Here is a 14,864-nt window from a genome sequence, read left to right as displayed (position 1 = left end):
TCAGAGGAGCGCGTAGATCCGGTCGGCCACTCCCCTGGCCGTGGGCCGCTTGGCGGCGTCCCCGATGCAGGTCTGCACCAGCTCGGCCAGCTCGGGCCCCAGATCGCCGACCACCGAGGGCGCGGTGCTGTTGATCTTCCGCAGGGTCAGCAGCGGGTCGTGGGTGGGCAGATCGCCGTACAGCCCCCTGCCGGTGGCCGCCCAGTGCAGCGTCGCGCCCAGCGACCACACGTCCCCGGCGGGCGTGGGCTTGTCCCCCTGCAGCAGCGCCGGGTCGGTGAACTCCACCGAGCCGATCCCGCCCATCCCGGTCACCGTCGCACCCGGCGTCAGCACCTGCGACAGGCCCAGGTCCGACAGCTTCCCCCCGGTGTCGGTCAGCAGCACGTTGCCCGGGGTGATGTCGCGGTGCACGATCCCCTCCTCGTGGAGCGCCTGCGCGGCGTGCGCGGCGCAGGCCACGGCGCGCAGCGCGTGCTCCCGCGACGGCGGCTCGACCGGGCGGCTCAGCGACCCGGCGGGCAGGTACTCCATCGAGTAGTAGAAGATCCCGCCCTGCTGACCCGCGTCGTAGAGCGTCACCAGGTACGGCGAGCGCACCGCGGCGAACGCCTTCAACTCCCTGGTCGCCCGCCGGAAGGCGTCGGCGCCGGTGCCGCCGAGAACCTTCACCGCGACGAACTCGGTCTCCACCGGCAGTCGCTCGGGCTTTTTCGCTAAATAGAACTCGCCGTGATTGCCCGCCCCCAGCGATCGGACGAACTCATAATCGGCGATGCCTTCCACCGGCGCTCTCCCCTCCCTGCCCCCGGCCATTCCCGGCGGCGTTCTCCACACGGTAACGTCGCCTGGTCATTGTCGGGGCTTTTCTTCACTTACGGGAAGCGTGTTCACCGGTGCTCCACATGGATCTGCTCCTGCTCGACCTGGTGATCGTCCTGGCCGTCGCGCGGCTGTTCGGCGCCCTGGCCCGGCGTCTCGGCCAACCACCGGTGGTTGGCGAGATCCTGGCGGGCATCCTGCTCGGTCCCACCCTGCTCGGCCCGCTGCTGGGAGAGACGCTCTTCGGTCCGGAGATGAAACCTCCGCTGCAGGCCCTGGCCAACGTCGGCCTCGTCCTGTTCATGTTCGTCGTCGGCCTGGAACTGGACCAGAAACTGGTCCGGGGCAAGGGCCGCATCGCGGTGACCGTCGCGCTCGGCTCCACGCTGCTGCCGTTCGTGCTGGGCTGCGGGCTCGCGCTGTTCATCGCCGGCGACCACGTCGGCGGTGACAAGACCCTGCCGTTCGTGCTGTTCATGGGATCGGCGATGGCCGCCACCGCCTTCCCCGTGCTGGCCCGCATCCTCACCGACCGGGGCATGCAGCGCATCACACTCGGCGGCCTGTCCCTGGCCGCCGCCGCGGTGATCGACGTCCTCGCTTGGACCGTTCTAGCCGTGGTGGTGGCCGTGGCCGGGGCGGGGGACGCCGAGGGGCAGTGGAAGGTCCTGCTGGCGCTGCCGTACGCGCTGGTGATGTTCCTGGTGGTCCGGCCCCTGCTGGCGCGGCTGGTGCCCGCCTACGAGCGGGCCGGGCGGCTGACGCCCTCGCTGCTGTCGCTGGTGCTCATCGGCCTGATCGCCTCGGCCTGGGCGACCGAGTGGATGCACGTGCACTTCATCTTCGGCGCGTTCCTGTTCGGCGCGGTGATGCCGCGTGAGGGCGCCGAGCGGCTCAACCACGAGATCCTGGAGCGCCTGGAGCAGCTGGCCGTCCTGCTGCTGCTGCCGATGTTCTTCGTGGTGGCCGGGCTCAACGTGAACCTGCGCGCGCTGGACCTGTCCAGCCTGGGCGTCCTGGCCGCGATCCTGGCCGTGGCGATCGGCGGCAAGATGCTGGGCTCCTACGTCGCGGCCCGCATGCAGTCGGTGCCCTCGCGGCAGTCGTGGGCGCTGGCCACCCTGCTGAACACCCGGGGACTGACCGAGATCGTCATCCTCACCGTCGGCCTGCAGAAGGGCGTGCTCGACAACGAGCTGTACTCGCTGATGGTCGTGATGGCGCTGGTCACCACCGGCATGACCGGCCCGCTGCTGCGCAGGGTCTATCCCGACCGGCGGGTGGCCCGCGACATCGCCGAGGCCGAGCGCGCCGCCCTCGGGGTGACCGCCGCGCACCGGGTGCTGACCGTCGTCCCCGAGCCGCCCGCCGAGCAGGGCCCGCTGGTGGACCTGGCCGCCACCCTGGCCCGCGTGAAGTCCCCCTCCGAGGTGGCCCTGGTCCATCTGCGGCCCTACCCCAGCGGCCGGCTGGAGGTCGGCACCGGCCTGTCGTCGGAGCTGGCCGAGATGGCCGAGACGCTGCACGAGCTGGAGGAGCTGGCCGGCACGGCCAGGGTCCAGGGCTCGCAGTCCCGGGTGGTCAGCCGCTTCGCCACCGACGTGGCCGCCGAGCTGCCCGAGGTGGTCGGCGGGGCCGAGCCCGACCTGGTGGTGCTGCCCGCGGGCGTGCCCGGCTACGCCGAGGTCCGCGCCGCGGCCGTGTGCCGCGTGGTGACCGTGCTCTCCCCCGACCAGTCCGAGGCCGCCGACGTCGGGACCGGGCCCGTCGCGGTGCACCACGGCTCCGACGCCGCCACCCACGTGGCGCTCATCCTGGCGCTGCTGCGCGACCGGCCGCTGGTCATCACCGGAGGCGGCCGGGCCTCCTCGCTGGCCCAGCGGCTGAGCAAGCTCGAGGTGCGGGCCACCGCGGGCGAGGCCCCGGCCGGAGCGCTGGTCGTGGCGCCCGACAACGGGACCGTCCCGGGCGGCGCGCACCTGCTGGTGCGCGCCGAGCAGGACGCCGACCCGGTCGACTGGGCCGCCGCGGTCACCGCCCTGCGCACCCCGGTCCCCCAGTCCTGAGAACACGCGAGGGGCGGGCCGGGCTCACGGCCCCGCCCGCCCCTCCGCCGTCGCCGTTCTAGTTGTTGCGGTGCGACTCGTAGCGCATGGTGCGCGAGACGCCGATGCGCACGGTCGTGCCGGGCGCGATCGTGACCGGCTCGTTCGGCGGGATGTCGTAGAAGTTCGGATCGCCGGGCGGCTGGATCTGCGTGCCGTTGACCGAGCCCAGGTCGACCAGGTTGACGTCCCAGCCGTCCAGCGCCACCCGCAGGTGGCGGCGGGACACCGAGCCGTCGGGGCTGGTGACCTTGGCGGGGCGCACCGCGCCCTCGGCGACCTCCGGGGCCCGCTCGGGGTCGCGGCCGAGCAGGTAGTCGGTGTCCAGGCGCAGCGTCATGCCGTCGTCCAGCAGCAGCACGCCCAGCGGCGGGCGCGGCCCCTTGTAGGGCACGAGCGTGCGCTGCACCAGCGCGATGCCGCAGACCGCGCAGTACGGCACCCGCGGGTCGTTGAAGTGGTCGTTCTTGCAGTCGACGCCGTAGACCAGGGGCCGCGCCTCGGGCTCGGGCATCATCGGCATGTCCGGCGCGGTCCCCGAGGGGCCGGGCGCGCCCGGGGTCAGCAGCTCGTACTCGAACGACTCGTTGTGCACGTCGATCGGGTCGCCGCCCATCCCGTTGGCCCGGGCGGTGTCCACGTCCTCGTGCGAGGGCACGGCGGGGGCCGGTCCGGACCCCGGCCCCTGGGAGGGGGCCGCGGGCATGGGCTCGGAGTGCCACCCCTGGGGAGCGGGGGCCTGCTGCTCCATCGGCGGGCCCGCCGGCGGGTAGGGGTCGGCCGGGCCCAGCGGGTACGGCGGCGGCCCCGCCGGGGCGGGCTCCATCACGGGTCCGGGCCGCTGCTCCATCGGCGGACCGGCGGGCTCCATCGGCGGCGGCCCCCAGTCGGGCGCCATCGACGGGCCGGGGGCCGGACCGGGTCCGGCTCCCATCGAGGGCATCGGGGGCGCCTGGACCGGCGCCGGAGCGGGCTGGGCCGCGCGCATGGGCGGCTGCGCCGCCTCGCCCGTCTCCGAGGGGTCCCACTGGACCCCGCCGCCGGAGATCACGCCGCCGTCCAGCCGGGCGAAGCGGTGCGCCGAACCGGCGTCGGGCAGGCGCAGCTCGACCCGGGTGACCGGGCCGGGCACCAGCCGGTCGGACCAGGTGAGCGCGTCGCGCCCGGCCAGGTGCACCTCTCCCCCGGACCCGGTGACCGACGCCGAGGCCTGGCCGCTGACCAGCACGGCGACGCCCTCGGGCACGTGACCGGCGACGGCGCACGCCACGGGCTCGCCCATCATGGCGGCCAGCACCTGGGCGACGCGCCGGGCCAGGGCCCGCCCGTCGCCGCCCGAGGCCGCGGTCTCCCGCACCGCCCCCAGCAGATCCTCCGCCACGGCCTCGGCCGCGTCGCATACCAGCAGCAGCCCGCCCACATGGGCGACCAGCCCGTTGCCCGGAAGCGGACGCACCACCCCGAAGCCCTGGTCGGTCACAGAACTCTCCCTCCCCGGAAACGCCATCGGATGAACGGCACCCTCATCGGACCGTTCGCCACTAGCCACATGGATACCCAGACGACGGTGAAGTGCGTCCAGAACGCGGCCGCCGGAATCGGGTCTATGAAACCGACCGCACCGGACCGTAGCAAAAAGTACAGCAGAAGACCTTCGGGAACGAGTGTGAGCAAACCGAACATGGTCGGCCAGTCCTTCTCCCACCTGAACTGCATGAGGAAGTGATAGATCAGCTCCCAGCCGATGCCCAGCACCCCCACCGCCACCAGGACGAGCAGACCGGTGACATAGAGCTCGCCGAGCGGGGCGGTCACGCCCGGCACGATCGGCATGATGAGCAGCGTGACCACCACGCCGACGGTGGCGAGCAGGAACAGGCGCGTCTGGATGCGCCCCATCAAGGTCGGAACCACGGAGACACTCCTTATACCGGCGAGTTGAAGACCCACTTGAACCACTGCGCGGTCGAGCGCAGCGGTCCCATCTTCCGGACGAACCCGCGTCTGGCCAGATCGTCGGAGATCTCCTGGGCCGCGATCTGCAGCCCGAGGAAGGTGTCGACGCCGGGGAAGTAGCCGCCGAGGGTGGCCGACCCGGAGGCGTACAGCGCGCCGTCGCCGCTGGCGGTCCCCTTCACCTCGAAGTGGCGCTCCACCTCCAGGCGGCCGACCGGGTTGCGGTAGGCGCCGCTGTTCTGCAGCAGGTCCGCGAAGACGCGGTGCTCGGAGATGTCGGCCTCCAGTCCCGTGCAGTCGATGATGTAGTCGGACACCGGCTCACGGATGATGCCGTCGCTGCTGCGCACGTAGCTGACCAGCCGGCCGTCCTCGGTGCGCTCCACCCGGTCCACCGTGCCCTGCACGGCGTGGTAGTAGCCCCCCTCGCGCCCGGCGCGCATCTGCTCCTGCCAGTGCCGCCGGTAGGGGGTGTTGGTGCCGCCCATCTGCTTGTACTTGGCCGCGCGCTCGGCGCCCTCCAGCTTGCGCATCTCCGCCTTGAGCTGGCCGCCCCACACCGACTTGGGATAGTTGAACCCCTGGTAGGCCCAGCCGTCGCCGCCCTTGCGCCGCGACCAGACGTGCGGGCCGTGGGAGCCGGTGACGAAGGTCCGGAAGATGTGGATGATCTGGGTCTTGAGCCCGAACTTCTTGCGGTCGTCGAACAGGCGCTGGAGCACCCGGGAGGCGACGATGCCGCCGCCCCGGATGACCACCGTTCCCGGGCGGGTCTTGAGGAACTCGTAGACCTGCTCGTGCGGCTCGTAGGCGTTGACGACGTGCTGGTAGTCGGAGTATTTAGTCCGGAACTCCTGCAGGTCGGGCAGGAACTTCAGTCCCGGGTAGCCGACCGCGATGTGGACGAACCGCGAGCGGAAGACGATGCGCTTGGTGGGCGCCGCGCCCTCGGGCGGGGTGACGACGGTGAAGTAGCCGCCGCCGGCCCTGCGCCGCACCATCCGGACCTGGCCCTTGACCAGCATGTCCCAGTAGTTGATGCGCTTGGCCTCGCGCTCCAGGTTCTCGAAGACGGTCCCGGCCCGCGGCGTCCAGTAGTCGTTCAGGAGCGGCTCGGTGAACAGCTGCCACAGGTAGGCCGGGTTCTTGTCCTTCCAGGCCTCCTCCAGCGCGTAGGAGGGGAAGCCCCACAGGTTGTCGGGGCGCGAGGAGGAGTCGGAGCGGATCCGCTCACCGCGCGGGATCTGCGAACACCTGGTGAGGAACTCGTAGGTCTGCCACGGATGGTCGATGTTGGAGATGACCCGCATCTGCGAGGTGGGAACCCCGTAGACCCGCAGATAGTCGACGGTCACGAACGACCCCATGCCCCCGCCGATGCTGACGAAGGGGATGTCGTACATGGGAATGCCCGCGGACGCGACCATCTGGTCGGTCCACTCGGGGGTGCCGAGAAGTTCCGGCGTCAGGTCACCGGCCGGGGCCGGCGTGCTGGGGGGTGCCAATGTGATGCGTCCCTCGAAGATACGTGGCCAACCGGTTCAGTTGGCCAGAAGATTAGTCCCGGTCCGCGCTGAAAACGAGTGGGACAGACCGGGCGATCTTTCCCCCCGCACCGATACGCTGCCCCTTGTCTCGTTCCAACGCAATATTTCAGACGTCTGAAAAGTGCCGGAGGTTCGCTCAGACACCGGTGAACAACCGGTTCACGTCCGACGTGGCGAGCACACCGAAGATCTCTCCTCCGCGTTCGACCAGAAGATACTCTCCCGCGGGGCTTTCGCGCATGGCCTCGATCAGGGATTCTCCCGTCAGATCGGCGGCCAGCACCAGCGACGGCTCCAGGTTGCGGGCCAGCGATCCGACCGCCACCCACGGGCGGCGGTTCTCCGGGGTGGCCTCCACCGCGATCTCGTTGACGATCCCCGTCGGGCGGCCCTCGTGGTCCACCACGACGATGGCGCCGGCCTGGGCCTCGGTCGTACGGCGCAGCGCCTCGGCCAGCGGCACGTCGGCGGTGACCGCGATGGCCCGCCGGGCCAGGGCCCGCGCGTTGACCTGCGGGATGCGGGCCCGCATCCGGGCCCCGCGCAGCGCCTGCGTGGCGCCGAACCAGATGAAGGAGGCCAGCAGCACCGACCAGATGAGCGGGCCCCAGCTCGGCTCCTGGCCGCTCATCAGCGACAGGACGGCCGGCCAGACCACCAGGACGACCGCCAGCCCGCGTCCCACCCAGGCCGCGGCGATCGTGCCGGCCCCGGAGCTGCGGGTGAGCTTCCACACTCCGGCGCGCAGCATGCGGCCCCCGTCGAGCGGCAGGCCCGGCAGCAGGTTGAACACTCCGACGATCAGGTTGGCGAGCCACAGCTGGTAGCTCAGCACGCCCAGGATCGTGTCGGGGTCCAGGAACCGGTCCAGCGCGAAGCCCACGCCGCCCAGCCCCAGGGAGAGCAGCGGCCCGGAGAAGGCCACCATGAACTCCCTGCCCGGGGTCTGCGGCTCGCGCTCGATCTCCGAGACGCCGCCGAGCAGATAGAGCGTGATGCGCCGGACCGGCAGGCCGTACATCTTGGCGACCACGCAGTGCGCCAGCTCGTGCAGCAGCACCGAGACGTACAGCAGCACCGCGAAGACCAGTGCGACCAGATAGGACAGGCCGGTGCTCAGCTCGGGCAGCCGCGACACCACCGCGGGCTGGAAGGTGAAGGTGATGAACGCCGCCACGATGAACCAGGTCGGCGAGACGTAGACCGGGATGCCGAACGGACGCCCCATCCGCAGACCCGGGTTGTCCTGGCGCGGGCTCTCGCTGCTCACCGGTGGCTCACCACTCCTCGAATCACTCGGGCTCCGGCCTCGATGCTACGCGCCCGGGGTCGCGGGGGCCGCGCCGGATCTCCACTCCGGGCGCAAACTGTCGCCGAGGTGACCTACAGTGCGGGCATGTCACTGACCGAGCCCACGATCATCGGAGCGCTGTCGCCGTCCCGCGCCGGTGACTTCATGACGTGCCCGCTGCTCTACCGGTTCCGGGTGATCGACCGGCTGCCGGAGCCGCCGTCGCCCGCCGCGGTGCGCGGCACGATGGTGCACTCGGTCCTGGAGCGCCTCTACGACCTGCCGGCCCCGGCGCGCACCGTCGCCGCGGCCCTGGACCTGGTGGAGCCCCAGTGGGAGCGCCTGCTGGCCGAGGAGCCCGCCTACGGTGAGATGTTCGCCGGCGAGCGGGAGCGGGCCGAGTGGCTGGCCCAGGCCCGCACCATGCTGGAGCGCTACTTCACGCTGGAGGACCCCCGCGTCCTGGAGCCCGCCGAGCGGGAGCTGTACGTCGAGGTGGTGCTCGACGACGGCCTGATGCTGCGGGGTTACATCGACCGGCTGGACGTCGCGCCCACCGGCGAGGTCCGGGTGGTCGACTACAAGACCGGCAGCGCGCCGGGCCCGTCCTTCGAGGCCAAGGCGCTGTTCCAGATGAAGTTCTACGCGCTGGTGCTGTGGCGGCTGCACGGCTCGGTGCCCCGCCTGCTGCAGCTGATGTACCTCGGCGGGGCCGGCGAGATCCTGCGCTACGCCCCCGACGAGGCCGACCTGCGCGCCACCGAGCGCAAGGTGCGGGCGCTGTGGAAGGCCATCGAGCGGGCCCTGGACACCGGCGAGTGGGTGGCCAGGCCCAGCCGCCTGTGCGACTGGTGCAACTACAAGGACCTGTGCCCGGAGTACGGCGGCACCCCTCCGCCGCTCCCCGCCCGGCAGCCGGGCGACACGGTGCGCAGCACCCGCCGCACGACCCGGGCCGCCACCGACGAGATCTGATCCGCCCCGGCGGGGTCATCCGAGGGGATGAGGGGGATTTCCCCCTGCAGCAGGGTGGCGCGGGTGACAGGGCGCCTAAATTGATTGTGTGCGCAACACCCTGGGCGGTCCGTCCCCCCGGTCCCGCGACCGCCGGCTGGTCTCGGACGCGGTGCTCGCCGTGCTGCTGGCGGCCGCCGCGGTCCCCTTCGCCTACCTTCCCTCCCCCTTCGGCTCCTCCTACGGCGGCCCCGCCGCGCCGTACTCCCCCAGCTGGCCGGGCCTGACCCTGATCGTGGCCGGGTGCCTGGCCACGGCGTTGCGCCGCCGCCGGCCGTTCCTGACGCTCTGCCTGGTCGTCCTCGTCGACATGACGCTGGCGGCCCTGGCCCAGGGCGGCTCCCTGCTCTGGCTGGCCACGTTGTGGCTGGTCTACACGGTCGCCGCGCACCGGGGCCTGGCGCTGAGCCTGTGTGCGCTCGCGGTGGGCTTCGCCGGCCGTCTGGCCTCCGGGGCGCTGCGAGGCGACCTCGGCGACTGGAGCGCGCACCTGCTGGTGGTCGTGCTCGCCACGGCGCTCTGGCTGGCGGGCCGGAGCCTGCGGCTGCGCCGGGCCTACCTGTCGGAGCTGCGCGAGCGCGCCGGGCGGATGGAGCGGGCCAGGGAGGCCGACACCCGCGCGGCCAGGGCGGAGGAGCGCTCCCGCATCGCCAGGGAGCTGCACGACGTGGTCGCCCACCACGTGAGCGTGATGACCGTCCAGGCCGCCGCGGCCCGCCGGGTGCTGGCCAGCAACCCCGACGGGGCGCGCGAGGCGCTGTCGGCCATCGAGAAGATGGGCCGCACCGCGATGGCCGAGATGCGCAACATCGTGGGCGTGCTGCGGACCGACCCGGGCGCCCCCGCCGAGCGCGAACCGCAGCCCGGCGTGCACGAGATCCCCTCCCTGGTCGCCCAGATGCGCGAGGCGGGCCTGCCCACGCGGCTGGACATGGCGGGCGCCTGTGAGGCGCCCGCCGACGGCGGGGACCCGTTCGGGCCGCTGCCGCCGGGGGTGGACCTGGCCGCCTACCGCCTGGTCCAGGAGGCGCTCACCAACAGCCTGCGCCACGCGGGCGCGGGCGCGCACGCCTGGGTGACCGTACGGCACGAGCCGGGTGAGCTGACCGTCCACGTCGAGGACGACGGCCGGGGACCGCAGGGGGATCGCGCCGCGGACGGACCGGCGGACCGGGGCCGGGACGGGGGCGGCCGCACCGGGGGCGAGCGGGCCGCGGCCGAGCGGATCGGCCACGGATTGGTCGGCATTCGTGAACGGGTCGCACTCTATGGTGGAATTCTGAGGATCGGCCCGCGTCCGGAGGGCGGATTCGAGGTACGAGCCCGGTTCCCTCTCAAGGACTCATGATGACGATCAGAGTGCTGCTCGTGGACGACCAGCCACTGCTGCGCACCGGCTTCCGGCTCATCCTGGAGGCCGAGCCCGACGTCACGGTGGTCGGCGAGGCGGGCGACGGCAAGGCCGCCCAGGACCAGTCGCGGGCGCTGCTGCCCGACGTGGTGCTGATGGACATCCGGATGCCCGGCGTCGACGGCATCGAGGCGACCCGCCGGATCGTCCGCGAGGCCTCGGGCGGCGCCCACGTGCCCCGGGTTCTGGTGCTGACCACCTTCGACCTGGACGAGTACATCGTGGAGGCGCTGCGCGCCGGGGCCAGCGGCTTCCTGCTCAAGGACGTCCCGCCGGACGAGCTGGTGCAGGCCATCCGGGTGGTCGCCGCGGGCGACGCCATCGTCGCCCCGAGCGTCACCCGGCGGCTGCTGGACAAGTTCGGCGCCCGGCTCCCCTCGGCCCACCAGCAGTCCACCCCGGCCCGCCTGGACCGGCTCACCGAGCGTGAGCTGGAGGTCCTGCGGCTGATCGCCCGCGGCATGTCCAACGCCGAGATCGCCGCCGAACTGGTGGTGAGCGAGACCACCGTCAAGACCCACGTCGGCAACGTGCTCACCAAGCTGAACCTGCGCGACCGCGTCCAGGCCGTGGTCCTGGCCTACGAGACCGGGCTGATCACCCCCGGCGCCATCCCGTAACCGGCGCTCCGCCGACCGGTCCGGCGGATCCCGGCGGTCCGCACGCCGCCCGGTCCCGCCGGCGCGTACGCGCTGCGGGGCGGCGCGGGCAGGCCTCGCCCGCGGCCGCTCCCGTTCTGCAACCGTCCCGCTACCGACAGGCATCCGCCGGCCGGTTGGATGGACGGGAAATCCCTGCCGTGACATCCGTATCCGGCACCCGCGCGGGGGCCGGGACGCCGCCTGGACCAGAGGCCATGAACCGTTCGCTCACCACCGCAAGCAGCCCGGCCGCCGGGCGGCCCGGCGTGCGCGGACGTCGTCTGCCGCCCGCGTGGGTCTGCTGCCTCCTCACCGGTGCCGCCCTGATCGCCCTGTACTACGCGCTCCCGTTCCTCGGCGCGTCCGACGACGTGCAGTCGGGGCTGTACTGCGTGATCAGCGGGGGATCCGCGGCCGTCATCGCCGCCGGGATCCGGTGGCGGCGGCCGCGGGCGAGGATGGCCTGGTGGCTGCTGGCGGCCAGCCAGGTGATGTACACCCTGGGGGACCTGGCCTACTCGTTCATGCCGAGCGACTCCGGCAGCAGCTATCCGCTGCTGGCCAACATCTTCTATCTCCTGCAGTACCCCTTCCTGGGGCTGGCGCTCATCCTGCTCATCAGGCGGCGCACGCCCGGGGGCGACGTCCCGGCCATGATCGACGCCTTCGTCATCTCGATCGGCGCCGCCCTGCTGTACTGGATGTTCCTGATCGGCCCGGTGATGGTCACCTCGTCCCTCCCCCCGGCCGATCAGTTCGCCACACTGGCCTTCCCGGTGGTGGACCTGCTGGTGCTGGCGCTGTCGCTGCGCCTGGTGTTCGGCGGGGGCGAGCGGAGCCGGTCCTACCATCTGCTGATCGGTTTCCTCTCCCTGGTCCTGGTGGCCGACATCGGCTACGGGATGCAGGCCCTGTTCGGCGAGTACATCCCCGGCACCGCGCTGGACCTCGGCTGGCTGAGCGGCTACGTGCTGCTCGGCGCGGCCGGGCTGCACCCGTCGATGGCCAGGATGGGCGAGCAGGTGCCCGCCCGGCCCGCCGACGCCTCCCGTCACCGGCTCGTCCTGCTGGCCACCGCGACCCTCATGGCGCCGATGGTCCTGCTCGTGCGCTACCTCCAGGACGGCGACATGGAGCTGCTGGTGCTGGCCGCCGCCTCGGCCTCCCTGTTCCTGCTGGTCATGGCCCGCATGTCCGGGCTGGTCGCCGCCCAGCGGCGGCTGGCCATGACCGACGCGCTCACCGGCCTGAGCACCCGGCGGCTGCTGGAGGAGAGCATGCACGGCGAGATCTCCCGCTCCGATCGCCACGGCACCACGCTGGGCCTGCTGCTCATCGACGTGGACCACTTCAAGCGGGTCAACGACACCTTCGGCCACCCCGCCGGGGACGCGGTCCTGGCCGAGACGGCGCGCCGCATCCGCGCGGTCTGCCGGGACGGCGACCTGGCCGCCCGCTTCGGCGGCGAGGAGTTCGCGGTCCTGGCGCCGCACACCACGGCAGGGGGGCTGGCCCTGCTCGCCGAGCGCATCCGCGCCGTGGTGGCCGCCGCCCCCGTGGCCGCCGGCGAGTCCACCGGCGTGCCCGTCACCGCCTCGGTGGGCGGCGCGATCATGCCACTGCACGCCCGGACGGCCGACGACCTCATCCGGATCGCCGACGAGGCGCTGTACGCCGCCAAGAACGCCGGCCGCAACCGGGTCCTGATCGGCCCGCTCCCCCAGCCCCCCGCCGAGACCGAGCCCGAGGCCGGCGCCGGTCCGGCCGCCGGATCCGTCCAGGCGACCGGCGGACCCGGCCACGGGCCCGTCCGGGCGACCGGCGGACCCGGTCGCGGATCCGGTCACGGGCCCGCCGGCGAGCCAGAGCGTTTCCGCCCCGTGGCCTGACCCGGCCGGACGGCTTCGCCCGGCGGCCCGGCCCCCGCGGGCCCTCACTTCACGGCGGGGGTGCCCACCTCGGTGGCGGTGGGGTCCTGGGCGCTCGCGGCGGCCCGGATCGTCCCCGTGGCGATCTCCTCCGCCCAGTGGCAGGCGACCTTGCGGCCGGGGCGCATCTCCCGCAGGTCCGGCGACTCCTCGGCGCAGCGCGTCGGCTGGCGGAAGGGGCAGCGGGTGTGGAAGCGGCAGCCGGACGGCACGTCCACCGGGGACGGCAGGTCGCCGGTGAGCAGGATCCTGCGCCTGCGCTCCTCCACCTCGGGGTCGGGGATGGGGATCGCCGACATCAGGGCGATCGTGTAGGGGTGCAGCGGCTCGGCGTACAGCTCGTCGGAGGGGGCCTCCTCCACCAGCGCGCCCAGGTACATCACCCCGATGACGTCGCTGACGTGCCGCACGACGGCCAGGTCGTGGGCGACGACGACGTAGGTGAGGCCGAGCTGCTCCTGCAGGTCCTCCAGGAGGTTGACGATCTGCGCCTGGATCGAGACGTCCAGCGCGGAGACCGGCTCGTCGGCGATGATCAGGTCGGGGTTGAGGGCGATCGCCCTGGCGATGCCGACGCGCTGGCGCTGCCCTCCGGAGAACTCGTGCGGATAGCGGCCCGCCGCCCCCGCCGGCAGCCCCACGATGTCCAGCAGCTCGCGCACCCGCCCCTGCCTGTCGCCGGGGAAGCCGTGGGCGCGCAGCGGCTCGGTGAGCGCCGACTCCACGCTCTGGCGGGGGTCGAGGCTGGCCAGCGGGTCCTGGAAGACCATCTGCATGTTCCGCCGGAGCCGGCGCATGGGCTCCGGCCCCTGCCCGCCGAGGTCGACGCCGTCGAACACGACGGTCCCGGCGGTGGGCTCGACCAGGCGCAGCACGGCCTTGCCCAGGGTGCTCTTGCCGCAGCCGGACTCCCCCACCAGGCCGTAGGTCATGCCGCGCCGTACCTCGAGGTCGACCCCGTCCACGGCGCGCACGTGGCCGACGACCCGCTGCAGCAGCGTCCCCTTGCGGATGGGGAAGTGCACCTTCAGCCCGCGCACGGACAGCAGCGGCTCACCGGGGACCGCCGCGCCGTTCGAAGGCGCGGGCCCGGCGGACGCCGCGGCGCCGTCCGGAGGCGGCGGCCCGCCGGGGTCCGCCCTACCGTCGGAGGTCATCGGGGGGCCACCTCCTGCACCGGACCGGACCGCAGCGGGTTGAAGCAGCGCAGCCCGTGGCGCCCGCCCAGCAGCTCCGGGGTCGCGCAGGTGCACTCGTCCACCCGGTTGGGGCAGCGGGGCGCGAACGCGCAGCCCCGGGCCCAGGCGATGGTGTCGCGGGGCGAGCCGGCGATGGGCGCCAGGCGCGTGCCGCGCGGCTGGTCCAGGCGGGGCACCGAGGCGAGCAGACCGCCGGTGTAGGGGTGGCGGGGCGCGCCGAACAGATCGTGGCGGGGCGCCCGCTCGACGATGCGGCCGGCGTACATGACGTGGACGGTGTCGCACATCCCGGCCACCACGCCCAGGTCGTGGGTGATCAGGATGAGCGCGGTCCCGGACTCGGCCACCAGCGTCTTGAGCAGTTCCAGGATCTGCGCCTGGATGGTGACGTCCAGCGCCGTGGTGGGCTCGTCGGCGATCAGCAGCCGGGGCCGGCAGGCCAGCGCGGTGGCGATGAGCGCCCGCTGCCGCATGCCCCCCGACAGCTGGTGGGGATACTCCCGCAGCCGCCGGGAGGGGTCGGGGATGCCCACCCTGCGCAGCAGGTCCCCGGCCTCCCGGCGGGCCTCGCCCTCGTTCAGGCCCCGGTGGCGCACCAGCACCTCGGTCACCTGCCTGCCGATGGGCACCACGGGGTTCAGCGAGGTCATCGGGTCCTGGAAGACGACGGCCAGTTCCCTGCCCCGCAGGGTGCGCAGCTTGTCGGGGGGCAGGGTGAGCAGCTCGGTCCCGTCGAAGGCAACGCTCCCCTCCACCCGCACGCCGCGCCGGGGCAGCAGTCCCATGACCGCCAGGGAGGTGACGGACTTGCCGCAGCCCGACTCCCCCACCAGGCCGACGGTCTCGCCGGGGGCCACCGAGAAGCCGACGCCGTCCACGGCGCGCACGTCTGGGCGGCCCCGCTGCCGGAAGACCACCGTCAGGTCCTCCACTCGCAGAAGAGTCACATC

At 72.9% G+C, this 14,864-nt stretch carries 12 protein-coding genes; 5 read left to right on the top strand and 7 right to left on the bottom strand.

The window, feature by feature from the left end:
• Positions 1-786, bottom strand: coding sequence for a serine/threonine-protein kinase (locus tag Pta02_RS10120; RefSeq protein ID WP_203874466.1), 786 nt, complete (start codon positions 784-786; stop codon positions 1-3).
• A 119-nt stretch (positions 787-905) separates the two neighbouring features.
• On the opposite strand from Pta02_RS10120, the gene Pta02_RS10115 reads away from it, so the two are divergent.
• The gene (locus Pta02_RS10115) at positions 906-2,888 is read left to right on the top strand and encodes a cation:proton antiporter (RefSeq protein ID WP_203874465.1); all 1,983 of its coding nucleotides are present in this window, start codon (positions 906-908) and stop codon (positions 2,886-2,888) included.
• Positions 2,889-2,946: 58 nt separating this feature from the next.
• Here Pta02_RS10115 and Pta02_RS10110 read toward each other — a convergent pair whose 3' ends face one another.
• The 4 genes from Pta02_RS10110 to Pta02_RS10095 form a co-directional block, all read right to left on the bottom strand.
• Complete coding sequence (locus tag Pta02_RS10110) at positions 2,947-4,407, bottom strand: FHA domain-containing protein (protein ID WP_203874464.1); 1,461 nt, start codon at positions 4,405-4,407, stop codon at positions 2,947-2,949.
• Entirely contained in the window at positions 4,404-4,841 is a 438-nt protein-coding gene (locus tag Pta02_RS10105) for a hypothetical protein (RefSeq protein WP_203874463.1), read from the bottom strand. The genes Pta02_RS10110 and Pta02_RS10105 overlap by 4 nt, the downstream gene beginning before the upstream one ends.
• Positions 4,842-4,852: 11 nt before the next feature.
• Positions 4,853-6,388 (bottom strand): hypothetical protein, encoded by a 1,536-nt coding sequence (locus tag Pta02_RS10100; protein WP_203874462.1) that lies wholly within the window; start codon positions 6,386-6,388, stop codon positions 4,853-4,855.
• Positions 6,389-6,566: 178 nt separating this feature from the next.
• Complete coding sequence (locus Pta02_RS10095; RefSeq protein ID WP_203874505.1) at positions 6,567-7,658, bottom strand: site-2 protease family protein; 1,092 nt, start codon at positions 7,656-7,658, stop codon at positions 6,567-6,569.
• Positions 7,659-7,826: 168 nt separating this feature from the next.
• On the opposite strand from Pta02_RS10095, the gene Pta02_RS10090 reads away from it, so the two are divergent.
• The 4 genes from Pta02_RS10090 (at position 7,827) to Pta02_RS10075 (ending at position 12,676) form a co-directional block, all read left to right on the top strand.
• Positions 7,827-8,696 (top strand): RecB family exonuclease, encoded by an 870-nt coding sequence (locus Pta02_RS10090; protein ID WP_203874461.1) that lies wholly within the window; start codon positions 7,827-7,829, stop codon positions 8,694-8,696.
• Between the two features lie 88 nt (positions 8,697-8,784).
• Entirely contained in the window at positions 8,785-10,083 is a 1,299-nt protein-coding gene (locus tag Pta02_RS10085; RefSeq protein WP_203874460.1) for a sensor histidine kinase, read from the top strand.
• Positions 10,083-10,766, top strand: coding sequence for a response regulator (locus Pta02_RS10080; RefSeq protein WP_203874459.1), 684 nt, complete (start codon positions 10,083-10,085; stop codon positions 10,764-10,766). Before Pta02_RS10085 ends, Pta02_RS10080 begins: the two co-directional genes overlap by 1 nt.
• A gap of 236 nt (positions 10,767-11,002) precedes the next feature.
• Positions 11,003-12,676, top strand: a complete 1,674-nt coding sequence (locus Pta02_RS10075; protein WP_203874458.1) for a GGDEF domain-containing protein — start codon at positions 11,003-11,005, stop codon at positions 12,674-12,676.
• Positions 12,677-12,720: 44 nt separating this feature from the next.
• Here the strand turns inward: Pta02_RS10075 and Pta02_RS10070 are convergent, their stop codons facing one another.
• Both Pta02_RS10070 and Pta02_RS10065 read right to left on the bottom strand, forming a co-directional pair.
• Complete coding sequence (locus tag Pta02_RS10070) at positions 12,721-13,872, bottom strand: ABC transporter ATP-binding protein (protein ID WP_203874457.1); 1,152 nt, start codon at positions 13,870-13,872, stop codon at positions 12,721-12,723.
• On the bottom strand, positions 13,869-14,861 hold the full coding sequence (locus tag Pta02_RS10065) for an ABC transporter ATP-binding protein (protein WP_203874456.1): 993 nt from the start codon (positions 14,859-14,861) through the stop codon (positions 13,869-13,871). The genes Pta02_RS10070 and Pta02_RS10065 overlap by 4 nt, the downstream gene beginning before the upstream one ends.
• Positions 14,862-14,864 lie beyond the last annotated feature (3 nt).

This window comes from Paraplanobispora takensis (genome assembly GCF_016863195.1).
In the GTDB taxonomy this organism is placed as follows: Bacteria; Actinomycetota; Actinomycetes; order Streptosporangiales; family Streptosporangiaceae; genus Planobispora; species Planobispora takensis.
Note: the sequence above shows the minus strand (reverse complement) of the source record. Positions and strands in the feature narration are given on the sequence as shown.